At 60.2% G+C, this 15,186-nt stretch carries 13 protein-coding genes; 6 read left to right on the plus strand and 7 right to left on the minus strand.

Translation table 11 applies throughout. From position 1 onward, the window contains the following. Positions 1–274 precede the first annotated feature (274 nt). Positions 275–2,431, minus strand: coding sequence for a radical SAM protein (locus J8C01_RS10100; protein ID WP_014100521.1), 2,157 nt, complete (start codon positions 2,429–2,431; stop codon positions 275–277). A gap of 794 nt (positions 2,432–3,225) precedes the next feature. Between J8C01_RS10100 and J8C01_RS10105 the strand changes: the two genes are divergently transcribed. Further along, complete coding sequence (locus J8C01_RS10105) at positions 3,226–3,639, plus strand: zinc-ribbon domain containing protein (RefSeq protein ID WP_014100522.1); 414 nt, start codon at positions 3,226–3,228, stop codon at positions 3,637–3,639. Positions 3,640–3,838: 199 nt separating this feature from the next. On the opposite strand, the gene J8C01_RS10110 is transcribed toward J8C01_RS10105, so the two are convergent. Both J8C01_RS10110 and J8C01_RS10115 read right to left on the minus strand, forming a co-directional pair. After that, positions 3,839–5,017 (minus strand): S1C family serine protease, encoded by a 1,179-nt coding sequence (locus tag J8C01_RS10110; protein WP_014100523.1) that lies wholly within the window; start codon positions 5,015–5,017, stop codon positions 3,839–3,841. A 23-nt stretch (positions 5,018–5,040) separates the two neighbouring features. Next, positions 5,041–5,868: an SDR family oxidoreductase gene (locus tag J8C01_RS10115; protein ID WP_014100524.1), complete on the minus strand. Its 828-nt coding sequence runs from the start codon at positions 5,866–5,868 to the stop codon at positions 5,041–5,043. A gap of 175 nt (positions 5,869–6,043) precedes the next feature. Here J8C01_RS10115 and J8C01_RS15515 point away from each other — a divergent pair, with 175 nt between their 5' ends. From J8C01_RS15515 to J8C01_RS10130, 4 genes are all read left to right on the plus strand, one after another. Beyond that, entirely contained in the window at positions 6,044–6,166 is a 123-nt protein-coding gene (locus J8C01_RS15515) for a hypothetical protein (protein ID WP_256444015.1), read from the plus strand. Positions 6,167–6,287: 121 nt separating this feature from the next. Next, a complete protein-coding gene (locus J8C01_RS10120; RefSeq protein WP_211431829.1) occupies positions 6,288–7,643 on the plus strand; it encodes a DUF92 domain-containing protein in 1,356 nt (451 codons plus the stop codon). A 58-nt stretch (positions 7,644–7,701) separates the two neighbouring features. Continuing rightward, positions 7,702–9,636 (plus strand): bifunctional serine/threonine-protein kinase/formylglycine-generating enzyme family protein, encoded by a 1,935-nt coding sequence (locus J8C01_RS10125; RefSeq protein ID WP_211431830.1) that lies wholly within the window; start codon positions 7,702–7,704, stop codon positions 9,634–9,636. Positions 9,637–9,658: 22 nt separating this feature from the next. Continuing rightward, positions 9,659–10,519: a formylglycine-generating enzyme family protein gene (locus J8C01_RS10130; protein WP_211431831.1), complete on the plus strand. Its 861-nt coding sequence runs from the start codon at positions 9,659–9,661 to the stop codon at positions 10,517–10,519. A 37-nt stretch (positions 10,520–10,556) separates the two neighbouring features. Here the strand turns inward: J8C01_RS10130 and J8C01_RS10135 are convergent, their stop codons facing one another. From J8C01_RS10135 to epsC, 3 genes are read right to left on the minus strand one after another with little or no spacing between them, the layout of a single operon-like run. Beyond that, positions 10,557–11,450 carry a dTMP kinase gene (locus J8C01_RS10135; protein WP_211431832.1) on the minus strand — a complete coding sequence of 298 codons (894 nt, stop codon included), beginning with the start codon at positions 11,448–11,450 and terminating at the stop codon, positions 10,557–10,559. Between the two features lie 47 nt (positions 11,451–11,497). After that, positions 11,498–12,193, minus strand: a complete 696-nt coding sequence (locus tag J8C01_RS10140) for a dTMP kinase (protein ID WP_211431833.1) — start codon at positions 12,191–12,193, stop codon at positions 11,498–11,500. A 57-nt stretch (positions 12,194–12,250) separates the two neighbouring features. Next, a complete protein-coding gene (gene epsC, locus J8C01_RS10145) occupies positions 12,251–13,171 on the minus strand; it encodes a serine O-acetyltransferase EpsC (protein WP_249355445.1) in 921 nt (306 codons plus the stop codon). A gap of 179 nt (positions 13,172–13,350) precedes the next feature. Between epsC and hppD the strand changes: the two genes are divergently transcribed. Then, positions 13,351–14,469, plus strand: coding sequence for a 4-hydroxyphenylpyruvate dioxygenase (gene hppD / locus J8C01_RS10150; RefSeq protein ID WP_211431834.1), 1,119 nt, complete (start codon positions 13,351–13,353; stop codon positions 14,467–14,469). Between the two features lie 84 nt (positions 14,470–14,553). Here the strand turns inward: hppD and thpR are convergent, their stop codons facing one another. Beyond that, complete coding sequence (gene thpR, locus J8C01_RS10155; protein WP_211431835.1) at positions 14,554–15,144, minus strand: RNA 2',3'-cyclic phosphodiesterase; 591 nt, start codon at positions 15,142–15,144, stop codon at positions 14,554–14,556. Positions 15,145–15,186: the final 42 nt, after the last annotated feature.

A 15,186-nucleotide genomic window follows, 5' to 3' on the forward strand; every position in this document is an offset into this window, starting at 1 on the left:
AGGTTTGGGCGTCCTACAGGGGCGGAGATACCCTGCGCACGGGCTGCTTATAGCCCAGAGTTGGCGCTGGCGACGAGTCTTCTTTCCGCCTTTTTTCCGTTGCAAGTATATGATTCTGAATGTGTTAGAAAACTTACGCTGCCCATTCGGCGTCATTTGCGGGCCGGGCGGCCGGTGAACCTGCTGCCCCCAACTGGAGATGATGACGGGCACGAAAAAGGGCGGAGGACTGTCCCCCGCCCCGGTCTCCTAAGGATGGTATGGCTGCCGGCAGTTACTTTGCAGCCGGGCGACCGTTGCTGCCAGTTGCCGTAGCGACCGCCGCAACGGGCGCAGATGCTTGCCCGGCGGCGACGGCGCTTACTCCGTTCCCGTTGACAGCCCCCTTGGCGGTCGCGCCAGCGCCGTTGATTGCAGACTTTTTGGCACGCCCAAGCTGCACGAGCTTGGTCTCGCCGTTCCTGATGCCGAGCACTTTCTCGCGGAAAAGTTTTTCCATCATCCGCTTTTCTTCGGCTGCGGTCATCGGCACTTCGCCGTCACGTGGACGCACACGCGCCGCGTCTTCAGGATTGACGTTGAGGGTGCAGGGCCCATCCGGCAGCTCGACATTCCGCCCCTTGGCGTAGATTTCGTGCTTGCCGTGCTCCTTGTACCACTTCGCCACCGTGGCGTTTTTGTGCATATCCTCGATGATGTTCCGCCAGCCAACCCCCGTGTTGTAGGCGCAGAAGGAAATCTCACCTTCCTGAGTGCCGTAAGGGATGATGCACATCTCGGTCCGGCGGAAGTCATAGTTGAACAGGTCTTGGAACCACATGCCGGCGATGAACAGGAAGTTCCACCGGTCACGCCGGCGCTTCTCAATATCTTCCCGTGTCCGGTTGCCCTTGACACTGCCGTAGTCGCGCCCGGAAATGCCCAGCGACTTGTCAAATTTTTCCAGCAGAGCCTTGAGTGTGAAGTGCGTCGGCGACTTGTAGGGATCATAGTTGCGCAGCAGCGACAGGGCCATCATAAACGACGAGAAAACACGCCCCCGCCCGGCATCCGTAATCGCCTGCATATCCTTGAGAAGCTGCGGCACATTGATGAACTCCGGCACCGGCACCATCTCTTTGGTTTCCTTGTCAATCATCACGGCCGTCCCAACGCCGCAGTTGGGATGGCAGCCGCAGCTCAGATGACCGAACTGGGCTTCCGGTCCATGGGCCAGATCGGCAAAGTCGGCAATCGTGCTCATGACGGAGATGGGAAACCAGTCGCGGGTTGGTTCCGTGATGCCAACCTGTTCTTTGACATCGTAGGCCAGGTGCGAAAGCGTGTAGCGCTGGCGCAGCCGCCGCTCGTCGGTGATGTCCTCGTCGCGTCCGGTAAAGGAAACCGGCTGGAAGGAGATGAAGGCAATTTTCTTGGGATTGTCCAGCGCGAAACGAATCACCGGGGCCACCTGATCGTTGGTGACACCGTTGACCAGCGTGACGACGAGCACGATTTCCACGCCGGCTTCGTGCAGGTTTTCAATCGCCCGGAGCTTCACATCAAACAGGTTCCCCACCTGCCGATGGCTGTTGGCGTCGTTGCCGATGCCGTCGAACTGGAGATAGACATACCGCAGGCCGGCTTCGGCCGCCTTGCGGCAGAACTCCTTGCTTTTGGCAAACTCGATGCCGTTGGTGGCGCACTGGACGCTGTTGTACCCCAACTCACGGGCATACCGGATGGCCTCAAAGAAGTGAGGCGACAAGGTTGGCTCGCCGCCGGAAAACTGCACCGACATCTGCCGCCGTGGCTTGATGCGGATGGCGTTGTCGAGAATTTCCTTGACTTCCTCCAGGGACAGTTCATGGACAAAGCCAACCTGGTTGGCGTCCATAAAGCACGGGTCGCACATCATGTTGCAGCGGTTGGTCAGGTCAATGGTCAGTACGGAACCGCGTCCGTGCTTGATGGAACTTGTGCCGTGGTTGTGCAGCCCGGCGTCGTTGTGGGCGTCAATGTCACGTCCCGGAAACTGCGATTCGATATGAGCCAGAAAATTGGCGTCAATGGCCATCAGGTCCTCAAAGCGGCCATGAATTGGGCATTCTTTCTCCATCCAGACTTCGTCCCGCCCGGTCTCCGGGTTGTGGCGCTTGACGATCTGGGCCTTGATTTCCCCCACTCGCTCATTGATGAGAATGGTGTAATCCACCTCACCGCTCAGAATTTTCTCGCGCGCCTCCTTGACACACTTCGGGCAGAGCGAGTCGGTTGTCCGTGGCCAGCCGAGCGTCGGCTTGGTTTTCTGCCACGACTTGAGCATGGGCTTGTCAGACCACTTGGGGGTGAAGGAAGGGGCTGGGCGGTACTTGTTGACTGACTGTATGGCTTCAAACAGCCCTCCTGCGAGCTTTGACAACGCCTTCTCAGCGTGTTTGATGGGCTTCATGAGTCCTGTGTTTCTCCTGTGTGGGTTTTAGTGATTCCCCGGTATGAGTTTCTGACTTCGGGTAACAAGCTTTGGTTGCACCCGTTGCCACCTTGTGAGCACCGCGCAACCGGCATCAACCGACGGCTTCAGCCAAGGTAATCAAGCCAGCAGCCACCGGTTAGGATGCTGCCCTTTGGGTAAAACACAGAAACCGTCCTTTGATGCGCACGCATCTTGTTGTCCCTCCTGCAAGGTGTCAAGACAAACCCGTGCAGCGCCGGTGTATCCGCTGTTCTTCATCCACCCGAAGCCGGCGCGTTCAAGCCGTACGGGCAGTTCCGGGAACTGCCCCTACCACTCGCTACCACTCACCGCTCGCCACTCGCAGGTTCCACAAAGCTTCCACAGGTGACTGTAAACAACCTGTGAGAAGCTACACTAGCTCTCATCAACTAAACCAAACAAAAAAAAAGATTTCAACCTATAAAGAAGGATAACTCAAAGTTTCTCAACAATTTGCCACGGATACAGCGCTTCGCTGCCGGATGTGAGCGCAAAAGAGGGCTTGACACTTACTTTAGCCTTCAATAGATAACTCTCTGTCCAGAAAAGATTTCACAGATTCATCCAAGGGTGAGCAAGGGGAACGCACCACCAACCGGTCGCGGCAGCGGAGGGTTGTCTCTTTTCACAGCGCCGGAGGCTGCTGAAGAACGTGCGGTGGAACACGCAGCAGTATCGGTCAGGGTAAAACCACCCGCGCCCCGCATCTTGCGGCAGGAGGGAGACACGCACGAAGGAGCAACTGGATCATGGAAGCTGAGGACAAAGCACTTACGCCGGTGTTTGAAGACATCCACCTCAACTGTGTCGAGTGTGGCGCGCCTTTCGTCTTCACCGCTGGCGAGCAACAATTTTTCTTTGACAAGGGTTTGAAAAATGCACCCAAGCGGTGCAAGCCGTGCAAAACACGCAAGAATGAGCGTTTCAATCAACTGCTCAGCATGATGGCGACGGATGGGAGTCGTCCGCGCATCCAGGTCGAAGTGGAATGTGCGGAGTGCGGTATCCAGACGACCGTGCCATTTTTACCAACGCAGGGGCGCCCGGTGCTCTGCCGGGATTGCTTCGTCCGCGCTCAGGTCACGGCCCAGGTCACGCCGCCAGTCGCGGCACCAGCCTGTACCAAACCAGCCGTCAAGTACGTGCCGCCAACCGCGGCCTGAACCTTTCGCCTTGAAACACGGGAGACCAGACAGGCTGAAGGCAGCCACCAACGAGCCGGGTTCACCACTTCACCCCTAGCGAAAGGCCCACGACGTTCCATGAACGCATCACACGGGCGATGTCACGGCAACACAGCCGTTGACATCGCCTTTTTTCGGTCCGCTGTGCTTTTCCGGCAGCGCTTCCTGAACTGGCGCTCTATCCGTACGGCCTCTCCTGCAACGTCACATTGACCGTCAGTGTCTGCCCGGTGCGCACGATGGTCACGGGGATAGTTTCGCCAATTTTTCTCTCCCGGAGCGAACGGTACAAATCCTCATTGGACCTGATGGGTACGTCACCCACTTTGACCAGCACATCCCCAACGATAATCTGTCCACCCCGCTGGATGACCCGGTCACTGGCATACAGGCCCGCCTGTGCGGCCGGGCCGCGCGGTGCCAGGCCTGTCAGAATCAGCCCCTCACTGACCGGCAGGTTCAGCCGCTGCGCCAGCCGGGCGTTGAGCTGATACGTTCCGGTAATCCCCAACCACGGACGGCGTACCCGGCCATATTCGAGCAGGTCGGGGATAATCTGCTTGGCAATATCTACCGGAACGGCAAAACCGATGCCGACGCTGCCTCCGCGCGGGGAATAAATTGCCGTATTGATGCCAATCATCTCGCCGGCTGAGTTGAGCAGCGGCCCGCCGGAGTTGCCGGGATTGATGGACGCATCCGTTTGGATGACATTCTCGATGGTACGCCCATTCTCACTGCGGAGCGGCCGTCCCAGGGCGCTGATAATGCCCGAGGTGAGGGTCAGGTTCAGCCCAAACGGATTGCCAATGGCCAGCACCTTCTGGCCGACTTTCAAATTACGTGACGACCCTAGCGGCACGACGCGCAGGCGCTCCGGCGGCGCCTGGATGCGGATGATGGCCAGGTCATTGTCCGGGTCCGCTCCAACGACCGTTGCCGGGTAGGAAGTGTTGTCTGCCAGGGTGACATCCAGCCGGCTGGCCCCCTCGATGACGTGGTAGTTGGTCAGGATGTGACCTTTGGTGTCAATGATCGAGCCCGACCCGCTTCCCTGCTGGGGATATGCGCCGAAGAAGAAGTCTTCGACAAACGAGGTCGTGTTGATGTTGACCACGCCGGGGCTGACCCGCTCGTACACGCTGATGTTGTTGCGCTCATCCGCTTCAAGCTGCGGGGCGGACGCCTCCGGCAGCGGCTCGGAGCCGGAATTGACCGTGGAAGGCAGGGGCGGCGGTGTCTGCCGGGCATCGAGCCATTTGGCGGTGAAGTAGGCCGCAACTGTAATGCCACCGCCGCCAATAATGGAAGCTGCAATGACCAACCAGATGACTTGGCGAATCGTCAGGCGAAGCATGGTTAGTATCCAAGCAATCGAGTTCAGATGAAAAAGTCCGGCAGCAGCTCGGCTGAAGCATCTACGGCGTAGGGCGTGAAGTCGGTAACGCCAGCGCTCCGCAAAACGTCTTCGTCAATGAAGAAGTTGCCCGTGCAGGCGCGGCTCGGCTGGGTCAGAATGGCATAGGCGGCATCGGCCATGATTTCCGGCTTCCGGCAGCGCCGAATCGTCTCGTCGCCACCGAGCAGGTTGCGGACGGCAGCCGTAGCAATCGCTGTGCGCGGCCACAGCGCATTGACCGCCACGCCCTGTTCACGAAACTCCTCGGCCATGCCCAGCACGCACATACTCATCCCGTACTTGGCCATGGTGTAGGCCACGTGGGGCGCAAACCACCGGGCTTCCATATTGAGCGGCGGTGAGATGTTGAGGATATGCGGATTGTCCGCCTTGAACAGGTGCGGCAGGCACGCCTGCGAGCAGACGAACGTGCCACGGGTGTTGATCCGGTGCATCAGGTCATACCGCTTCATGGGCGTTTGCAGCGTCGGGGTCAGGCTGATGGCGCTGGCGTTGTTGACCAGAATATCAATGCCGCCGAAGGTTTCGACCGTCTGCGCCACGGCTGCGGCCACCTGGTTTTCGTCCTGAATGTCCACGACAAGCGGCAGGGCTTTTCCGCCAGCGGCTTCAATTTCCGCTGCTGCCGTATAGACAGTTCCGGGCAGCTTCGGGTGAGGTTCGGCCGTTTTGGCGGCAATGGCGATGCGGGCGCCATCGCGTGCAGCCCGGAGGGCAATGGCCAGCCCAATCCCACGGCTGGCGCCGGTAATGAACAGCGTCTTTCCGGTCAGATTTGCAGTTGTCATTGACAGTTTTCCATTTTGGTCCAAGGTGCGGCCACCGGGAAATGCCCTGCGGGCCGGACTGTCTTGTAACACAAGTGTCCGGGAAAAAGGGCGTCTTTCCTACGGATGGACTGTGTTAGCATGGGTTCAACAAGCGTCCCACACTTGAACACTGCAAGTCATGGAGGGAGTCGCCATGGAAGACATCAGCAAGGTTGCCTGGGCGTGGTTTGGGGTTTTGCTGGCAATTTGCCTGATCGGGGCTTTTGGTAACTATGTGCCAAAGCTCTTCGTCAAAATGCTTATGTTTCTCAACTGAGGCTTTTCCTTACCGGGGGCAACGCCTGTACAAAGGTTTGCCCGACCGGGACGAGTTCAGTAGGTTGAAGGCAGGTGGCACTGGCGTCCCCTGCCTTTTCCTTTTGAAGTGAGTATGCGTCATGGAAGTCTTCGATCCCGCCTGGCGCGCGGCGTCGCTGGCCGGCGCAGCGGACAGCTCGGAGATGCGCCGGCGGCTGGTGCATGTCGGTATGGGGATTTTCGCCCTGGCCGTCGTTTCGTTCTGGCAAACCCTGTTGATGGGGCTGTCCGGGTTGGCTCTGGCCTGGGTACTCCCCAAGTGGATGCCCAGCCTGCTCCGCCCGCATGAGCAGGCGCAGGGTTACTCAGTGGGCGTCATCGCCTACCCGGCAGCGGTAGTGGTGCTCACCCTGATCTTTCCGAAGGACTTGTGGGTTGTGGCCGGCGGCTGGGCCATGATGGCGTACGGGGATGGCATGGCGGTGGTCTGTGGGCAGGGCATCCGCGGCCCGAAGCTGTGGTGGAATCCACGGAAAAGCCTCTTCGGAACACTGGGATTCATCCTGTTCGGATGGCTGGGCACACTCGTCACAGTGCTCGTGGTAGGCGGCCATCCCTTCACGCCACTGGGACTCGCCCTGGTCATTCTGGCGGCCGCTGGCGTGGCAGCGCTGCTGGAGTCGCTGCCCTACGACATCTGCGACAATCCCCTCGTGGCCGGTTCGGCGGCTGGCGTGCTGTTCCTGGCCACCCAACTCGACTGGACGGCCTGGCAGGCCGCCCAGGCCGGCGTCCTTGCCCGGCTGCCCTTGGCCTTGGCGCTGGCCGTCGTTCTGGGGCTTGTCGCCCGCGCGACAAAATCCGTGGACTGGTCAGGGGCGCTCACCGGCGCTGGCTTTGCGCTGATCCTCTATGCAACGCTGGGCTGGCTGGGAGTGGGCGGACTCATGGCGTTTTTCATTGTCGGCACAGTCGCCTCGAAAATCGGCTATGAGAAGAAGCGCGCCAAGCGTACGGCGCAGGAAATCCGTACCTGGCGCAATGCCGTCGCCAATGCCGGCGTTGCGGCCTTGTGTGCCCCCCTGGTCGTCCTGACCCCCCACGCCGGACTCTTTACGGTTGCCGTCCTTGGCTCATTTGCGGCGGCGGCTTCAGACACCGTGGCCGGAGAAATCGGCCGGGTCTATGGCGGCGTGCCCTACTCCATCACGACCTGGCGGCGCGCCCGGATTGGCGACAATGGCGCGGTGTCGGTCGTCGGTCTGCTCGCCGGATTGCTCACGGCAATTGGCTTTGGCGCACTGGCCTACGCTGCTGCCGATACCGATCTGCACCGCGCCGCCTGGTGCATTGCCATTGGGGGCATGGGTGGCAATCTGATCGACAGTCTGTTGGGCGCTACGGCCGAAAACGCCGGCTACCTGGACAACGAAGCCGTCAACTTCGTCTGCACGCTGTGCGGCGCGCTGCTTGCCGTTTTGCTTTTCGCGTTGTAAAAGCGAAGGCAAACCTGAGACTTGGCACAAGGCGCAACGTGCGGCGAGGTAGCGTGGCATGACGCTTCTCCAAAACCGGTATCGTCTGGGTGAGGAACTCGGCCAGGGTTCGTTCGGGAAAACGTATCTGGCCACAGACACGCACTTGAACCGGAAGTGTGTTGTCAAGGAACTGATCTGGAGCGGCGACCCAAAGATGGTCAATGAAGTGCGTAATCGCTTCGCACAGGAAGCCCTCATGCTGCAAGGCCTGGGCTACGGTTCGCAGGGGGGCATTCCCGAACTGTATGCCTACTTCAGTGAGAACGAGCGCCATTACCTGGTTCAGGAATGGATTGACGGCGAGACCCTCACGCAAAAGCTGAAACGTGAAGGGCCCCAGACGGAAGCGGCTACGGTGCATCTGCTCCTGGGGGCGCTCCGGGTGCTGGACTACATCCACACACGCCCTATCCCGATTATTCACCGCGACATCAAGCCGGACAACATCATGCTGCGCCGCACCACAGGGCAGGTCGTTCTCATTGACTTTGGTGTAGTCAAAGTAGTGACCCCTTTGAAGGCCTGGACTATCATGGCTGGAACGAAAGAGTACATGCCAAAGGAGCAGGACGACGGATACCCGGTCTTTGCCAGCGACCTCTATGCTTTGGGGATGACAGCAATTCACTATGCCACCAATCAGTCTCCGCCTTCACTTGTGGACCCAACTTCACTTGTGGACCCAAGCAGTAGGAAACTCAACTGGCGTGGGAAGGCTCCACAGATTTCCAAGGAGCTGGCCGATCTTTTGGACCGGGCCACCCGAGACGACCCGCAGGAACGGTTTTCATCAGCCCGGGAATTTGCGCTGGCTATCGTTCAAATCCCGACGCTTCCTGTGCCTGCCGAAGAGAAGGCATACTGGCTGGCACAGATTCCACCGGCTCAGGATGTGGAGGTGAAAACTCTTTTCCTGTTCTCATCGCCGGGAAAATCCTTTGCCCCACCCCCATCACCCGCAGTGCAGCCGTCTCCAGTGTCTGTGCCGTCAGCTACCTCTGATCCATCCCTGGCACCAACCAGCAGAAATGCAGCAGCACAACCGCACGTCAAGGCAGCACCGGCGATACAAATGCTCTCCCAGCCGCCGACGCGCCGCTTGTTACCTTTGTTCAGCCTGACTCTGGCACTGGCACTATTTCTTGCTGCCGGGCTGTTGATGTGGTGGATTTTCATCCCCACTACAAGTCAGTCCACTTCCAAACCGACACAGCAGCCATTGAGCCAAGAGACTCAAGTCTTGTCGGTGATTCCTCCCGAAGGAATGGCTTTCATTCCAGGTGGCGTTTTTCGGATGGGCAGCCCGAGCGCGGAAGACCCGGCTAAGCCCTATGAAGTCCCCGCCCACGAGGTCATTGTCAGTCCTTTCTTTATTGACAAATATGAAGTGACCAATGCCGCCTACGCTGCCTTTGTCAAAGCCACGGGACACCCGGCACCACCGGACTGGAAAAACGGCACCTATCCCGTCAGCAAAGCCAACTATCCCGTAGGTAATGTTTCCTGGGAGGATGCCCGGGCCTACGCTGCCTGGGCTGGGAAACGCCTGCCGACAGAAGCTGAGTGGGAATTTGCCGCCCGTGGAACCGAAGGCCGCCGCTACCCCTGGGGGAATGAGTTCAACCGCTGGCTGCTCAACTCGGCCGAGACCAACGTGGGGCATACGGAACCGGTCGGCAGTTTCCCGGCTGGTGCGACGCCGGAGGGTGTGTTTGATTTGGCGGGGAATGTCGCTGAATGGACGGCCTCTGATGACGCACCCTATCCGGGAAGCGCCCGCAAGCCGGTGCCTGGAACCAAGATCGTGCGCGGCGGTGGGTTTTCGCTGCCAGGCAAGTATGCGGCGGCGACAAAACGTACCCAAGTCCCACCTGACACCCGCGACCCGGCGCTGGGTTTTCGCTGCGCGCGGGATGTCGAAACTGCCACCGTCCAAAAACCAATGAACTGATGCCCTAAAAACTCCACAGCCCATGCCTGCCCGATGGTGTATCACCCATCCCGTAACCAGGGTACTTACCTGCGTATTTGGTGTCAGTTTCAGTCTGGGACTCGATCTGGGCTTCACCATCCGGGCTTGGGGACAGGGCGACAACCCTTTCAGGAAAGAACCGGTCAGGAAAGAGCCGGTCAAGCGCAAGCTCGTTCGCAAACCATCTCCTGCCACACGCCCGTCCGCCTCGACGACACCGGCAACTTCCACTACGCAGCCAGCCAACCCCACAACACCAGCAAGTCCAGCCACGCAGCCGGCCAATGTGCCATTGCCGCCGGCCTCCCGTCCCCTGGTCAACACCCTGGGCATGGAAATGATTCCACTTCGCTTCAACGGGCAGGTCCTGTACTTCAGCAAGTATGAAGTCACCCAGCAGCAGTGGTACGCCGTGATGGGCAACAACCCCAGTTACCAACGGGGCGACACCGTGCCGGTCAACCGCGTTTCGCTGGAGGATGTCTTGCAGTTTATCGAGATGCTCAACCAGTTGGAACGCAACAGCTCCTTCCGGTACCGCCTGCCAACCGTCGAGGAGTGGGAATTTGCCGCCCGGGGCAGCGGTTCACCTGGTCTCGACGCCGTGGCCTGGTACCAGCCCAATTCGGGCGGGCGGCCCCGTCCCGTCGGCGGCAAACAGGCCAACGGGTTTGGCCTGCACGACATGTTTGGCAATGTCTGGGAGTGGTGTGCCGGCGGATTCATCCGCGGCGGTGCCTATGACAGCCCTGCAGAGCAGTGCAGTCCGAGGGGCGGGCGCAAAGAATTGCCCCAAGCACGCGACAGCAACATCGGCTTTCGGTTGGTGGCGACACCGGTCGCGGAATCACCCCCTCAGTGACGCCTGGCCCTCCGCCACACCGCCGGATTGGAACCCGTCAGGATTTCTTCGCTGTCCTGCGCCGCGCCGCCGACGGTTTGTGGTTGTCAGCCGCCGCTGCTCCGGTAATGCCTTTCAGCTTGCTGGCTTCGACTTCACTTAGCGACACGATAGCTTCGCGCCGACCTTCCAGATCGGCTTCAGCCGCAGCAACACCGGCTTTGGAAGGCGGATTCAAAGCCGCCGGTATCTCTACAACCGGGGCGACCTTGGGCAGTACCCTCCGAATCTTGCGCTGCAACACGCTGAACACCTTGTTGACGGTCTGGGTCGCGTCCACCGTCTCAAAATCATACTGCCGCGCCAGTTGATCGAAGGTCGCCAGCAGCCGGGTCTGGTACTGCACGAAGCAGTCGTACATGTCATCACCCGGCAGGAAATCCATCCCGGATTCCCAGTAATCAAAGCCGGTACTCGTCAGCACCCGTGGAATGAGATGCGCCAGGTCAATCTTCAGGTACAACACCGCATCCGGCTTGAGGGCAAAACCATAGACGCTCTGAATCCAGTCCAGCGCCGCGCCGCGCACGATGGCACGCGCCATCAGTGAATACACATAGCGGTCGGTCAGGACGATGAACCCGGCCCGCAGCGCCGGAATCATCTGGTTTTCCAGCCGGTCGGCCAGGTCGGTCGCATAAAACAGGTCCATAGTCCTGGCACCAAGGGTGTGACCTTCCTTGGCTTTCTTAAGACCGCGCCCGGCAAGCAGTGAGCGTGTCAGTCCGGTATCCAGGACGGCAAACCCGGAGGATTCAAGCCAGGTCTTGAGCAGGGCAATCTGGGTCGAGCGCCCGACACCATCCGTGCCTTCGAGAACAATCAGGCGGCCCGGCAGGTCTTTTTCCTGAAAGCCCGGAAGTCCGGCGCCAAAAAACTGAACCTTGGTCATAAGGTACTCCAACGTTGACCGTCGCGGGACGGCCGCCACGGCAGCCCTCACCGCCGGCGACGGCGAAACTGCGGATCGCGCAGAACATCCTTCAGGTGCGGCCTGACCAGACTGCGCACAATCCGCTGCTGTTCGGTGATGGGAAGCGTGGCGTCAATGACCGTCAGATTATACTCCTCCACGAGCCGTTCGTATTCCTCCAGTATCTTCCCCTGAAAGATGCGGAACGACTCATAGGGGTCATCTGACCATCCCATGTCGAGACCGGCTTCGTAGTATTTCAGCTCCGGCCGTCCCACCAGAATCCGGTCCAGCGCCGTTTCCAGCGGCACACGAAAATAGAACCCGATGGTTGGTGGAACGGCAAAACCATACACCTTGCGGACCCAGTTGCGGTCGTTACCCCGGACGGAATCCCGGGCAAAGGCCGTGTAAACGTAGCGGTCGGCCAGCACAATCGCCCCAGCTTTAAGTGGAGGAACAATCTCGCGTTCGGTACGGTCAGCAAAGTCCGTCGCATGAATCAAACTGAACGTGGTCGGAGAAAGGGAATGGGTTTCCTTGCCGAGCTTGGTTGTCTTTTTGACGAGCGGCGAGGAGTTCCACGCGCTGAAAAAAACGCAGTATCCTTCGGCAATCAGCCACTTGTGCAACAGATCAAGTTGCGTGCTTTTGCCCGAACCATCAATTCCCTCGACGATAAACAGTTTCCCGGGAAATCCAGTTGTCAAACCAGCTTGCATGTCGTTGCTCCGGGCGGCCGGCCGCGCCCTGTGGCCACAGTGGCCGCGCCAGGCCGTTCAGGTCGTGCGCGCCGTTTCTGTACGGGTCACAATCCGTATGTGGGGTTCTTCGATGACGACCTTGCTGTAGGGCGCGACGGAGTGCGTCAGCCACACATTACCGCCAATGACGCTGCCCCGTCCAATGACGGTCTCGCCGCCCAGAATGGTGGCCCCGGCGTAGATCACCACATCGTCCTCGATGGTCGGATGCCGCTTGATGTGGCGGACCAGCGAGCCGTTGGCATCCTTGGGAAACGACAGCGCACCCAGGGTCACGCCCTGGTACAGCTTGACGTTGTTGCCAATGACCGTCGTCTCCCCAATCACCACGCCTGTGCCATGGTCAATGAAGAACCGCCGGCCAATCTGTGCGCCGGGATGAATGTCAATCCCCGTTCGCCCGTGAACATACTCGGACATGATGCGCGGAATGAGCGGCACGCCACGGACGAACAGATCATGGGCGATGCGGTGGACAAAAATCGCCTGCACACAGGGATAGCTCAAAATCACTTCATCGTGGTCATGCGCGGCCGGGTCGCCCAGGTATGCCGCCTCCACATCTTCGGCCAGCATCTCCCGGAGTGCCGGCAGCCGGTCGAGCAGGTCCCACACAATGGCCTCGGCTTCCGCCTGGCAATCCGAACATTCCGCACAGTGTTCCCTGGGCAGCTTCCGGTCGTGGCACAGCGCCAGCGCAATCTGCTTCGGCAACTCAGCAGCAATGTCTTCCACCAGCTCCCTGACCCGTTCCCGTGTGGCCGCCTGCGCCACGATGCCATAGTAACCCGGAAGCAGCAGCTCCCGAAAATCCAGCAGGGTCTTGATGATGGCATCGCGTGACGGAAGTGACCCGTGGTTGGTCTGCAACACGGATGGTGACGTATATGCCTGCATCAGCGCCTGAACGGCGTGGGTCAATCGGGAGTGCGTCATGGCAGAACACTTGTGGCGGGCCGGATGATAACGACCGCAGCCACAACTCTAAACGAGAACCGCCCGGGCGTGAAACCATTCCGATGCCTTTGTGACGTGGAACACCTTGCACATCGGGCCCGGCCGGATGACAATCAAATGTGCGTTTTCTTACCTGCTCTCCAGGGGGTTATCATTCTATGTCCGCACCCAAAGAAGCAACCCGGCACGAGCGCGCGCCGCTGGCCGTGGCGGATTTCGACCACGTTGAGTTTTACGTCGGCAATGCAAAGCAGGCGGCCCATTTCTACCGTACGGCGTTCGGCTTCGACATTGTGGCCTACCGCGGCCCCGAAACCGGCGTGCACGATTGCGTATCATACGCCCTCCAGCACGGGACGATTCGCCTGGTCGTCACCGGCGCGCTCACCCCGGACCACCCGGTTGCCGAACACGTCCGCCGGCACGGCGATGGTGTTCAGGCCGTAGCTTTTCGCACCCCGGATGTCGTCGGGGACTTCACCCGGGCCGTCGAACGTGGCGCGACAGCGCATCGCGCGCCGGAAACGCTGCGTGATGACCACGGCATCGCGCATATCGCCGAAATTGCCGCCTATGGCGACACAATCCACCGTTTCGTCGGCCGCGACGACTACACCGGCCCATTCCTGCCCGGCTTTGTGCCGCGTCTGGTCAAGGCCCCGCACACCGGCTTTCTCCACCGCATTGACCACGTGGTGGCCAACGTCGGCTGGCACCAGATGGAAACGTGGGTGAAGTTCTACGAAGACATTTTCGGCTTCTTCCAGTTCCGGCACTTCGACGAGAAAGACATCTCGACGGAATACACGGCGCTGCGGTCAAAGGTGATGGCAAGCCCGAACCTGGCCATCAAACTGCCCATCAACGAGCCGGCCGAAGGCAAAAAGCGGTCTCAAATCGAGGAATACGTGGATTTTTACGGCTCGCCCGGCGTCCAGCACATCGCCATTGCCACGCCGGACATCATCGGGGCCGTGTCCCGGTTGCGGGACAACGGCGTGGAGTTGCAGAGCGTCCCGGCAACCTACTACGACACCATCACGGAACGGGTCGGCAACATCGAAGAAGACCTCGCCGTGCTGCGCGATCTCAACATCCTCATTGACCGGGATGACCAGGGCTACCTGCTTCAGATTTTCACCAAGCCGGTTCAGGACCGGCCGACGGTGTTTTTCGAGATCATCCAGCGCAAGGGCAGCGAAAGTTTCGGCAAGGGCAATTTCAAGGCACTGTTCGAGGCCATCGAGCGCGACCAGGCTGCGCGCGGCACGCTCTGAACCGGAACTCCCCAACCGGAACAACCTGTCTGCCGGGGATGTCCAGCCAGCGACACCCCGGCATTCTGGCGGCGTTTTGACCGCTCACCCCTCAGAGGGGTCGTCAGATGTCTGGCGCGGGCCGACCAGCAGAAAGCGTTGCTGTTCGGTGTAGATGGGCCCTGCCGGCGTCAGGGTGCTCTGGTAGAGCACGAGTGCATCGGCCCGGAAACCGGTTCGGGCCGGAGCAATATCCAGTTTCGGGGAGACGGTCAGGGTCGGGCGCATCCGTCCCAGGGTGATGTGCGCGCGGAAAGGTCTTTCTTCGGGGGTCAGTCCGGCATCGCGGGCGCTGGCTTCGGCCAGCGCCGCCAGCGCCATCAGCGGCGGTGTTTCCGGCACAAGACAGGCCAGTGTCCGGGGCTGCCGCGCCGAGGGAAACCAGCGCGGCTCGGTCAGTTCCAGCTCCAGACGCCCCGGCGCGCCAGGTCGGGAAAGTGCCGCTTCCAACCGGCCGACCAGCTCCGCCTGCACCGCCGGCGTCACCTCGCCCAGAAAGCGAATCGTCAGGTGCAGGTTGGTTTCCGCCACCCATTTCACCTGGTGCGCCCATGAAGCCTGCGCCAGCCGCCGTTGGTAACGGCACAGCACGGTCTGGGCGGCAGGGTCAGGCGCAAGGGCCAGAAAAGCGCGCATCGGTCGTTTTCTCCATCCGGTACAGGGCGGCTGCCACGCACA

Source organism: Chloracidobacterium sp. D (genome assembly GCF_018304685.1).
In the GTDB taxonomy this organism is placed as follows: domain Bacteria; phylum Acidobacteriota; class Blastocatellia; order Chloracidobacteriales; family Chloracidobacteriaceae; genus Chloracidobacterium; species Chloracidobacterium thermophilum.

What these genes read in the sequence shown, in the direction of transcription:
- J8C01_RS10120 (WP_211431829.1), top strand. Translation starts at nt 6,288, where the DNA reads ATGGAAGTCTTCGATCCCGCCTGGCGCGCGGCGTCGCTGGCCGGCGCA.
- J8C01_RS10100 (WP_014100521.1), bottom strand. Translation starts at nt 2,431, where the DNA reads ATGAAGCCCATCAAACACGCTGAGAAGGCGTTGTCAAAGCTCGCAGGA.
- J8C01_RS10105 (WP_014100522.1), top strand. Translation starts at nt 3,226, where the DNA reads ATGGAAGCTGAGGACAAAGCACTTACGCCGGTGTTTGAAGACATCCAC.
- J8C01_RS10115 (WP_014100524.1), bottom strand. Translation starts at nt 5,868, where the DNA reads ATGACAACTGCAAATCTGACCGGAAAGACGCTGTTCATTACCGGCGCC.
- J8C01_RS10110 (WP_014100523.1), bottom strand. Translation starts at nt 5,017, where the DNA reads ATGCTTCGCCTGACGATTCGCCAAGTCATCTGGTTGGTCATTGCAGCT.
- J8C01_RS10135 (WP_211431832.1), bottom strand. Translation starts at nt 11,450, where the DNA reads ATGACCAAGGTTCAGTTTTTTGGCGCCGGACTTCCGGGCTTTCAGGAA.
- J8C01_RS10125 (WP_211431830.1), top strand. Translation starts at nt 7,702, where the DNA reads ATGACGCTTCTCCAAAACCGGTATCGTCTGGGTGAGGAACTCGGCCAG.
- J8C01_RS15515 (WP_256444015.1), top strand. Translation starts at nt 6,044, where the DNA reads ATGGAAGACATCAGCAAGGTTGCCTGGGCGTGGTTTGGGGTTTTGCTG.
- hppD (WP_211431834.1), top strand. Translation starts at nt 13,351, where the DNA reads ATGTCCGCACCCAAAGAAGCAACCCGGCACGAGCGCGCGCCGCTGGCC.
- epsC (WP_249355445.1), bottom strand. Translation starts at nt 13,171, where the DNA reads ATGACGCACTCCCGATTGACCCACGCCGTTCAGGCGCTGATGCAGGCA.
- J8C01_RS10140 (WP_211431833.1), bottom strand. Translation starts at nt 12,193, where the DNA reads ATGCAAGCTGGTTTGACAACTGGATTTCCCGGGAAACTGTTTATCGTC.
- thpR (WP_211431835.1), bottom strand. Translation starts at nt 15,144, where the DNA reads ATGCGCGCTTTTCTGGCCCTTGCGCCTGACCCTGCCGCCCAGACCGTG.
- J8C01_RS10130 (WP_211431831.1), top strand. Translation starts at nt 9,659, where the DNA reads ATGCCTGCCCGATGGTGTATCACCCATCCCGTAACCAGGGTACTTACC.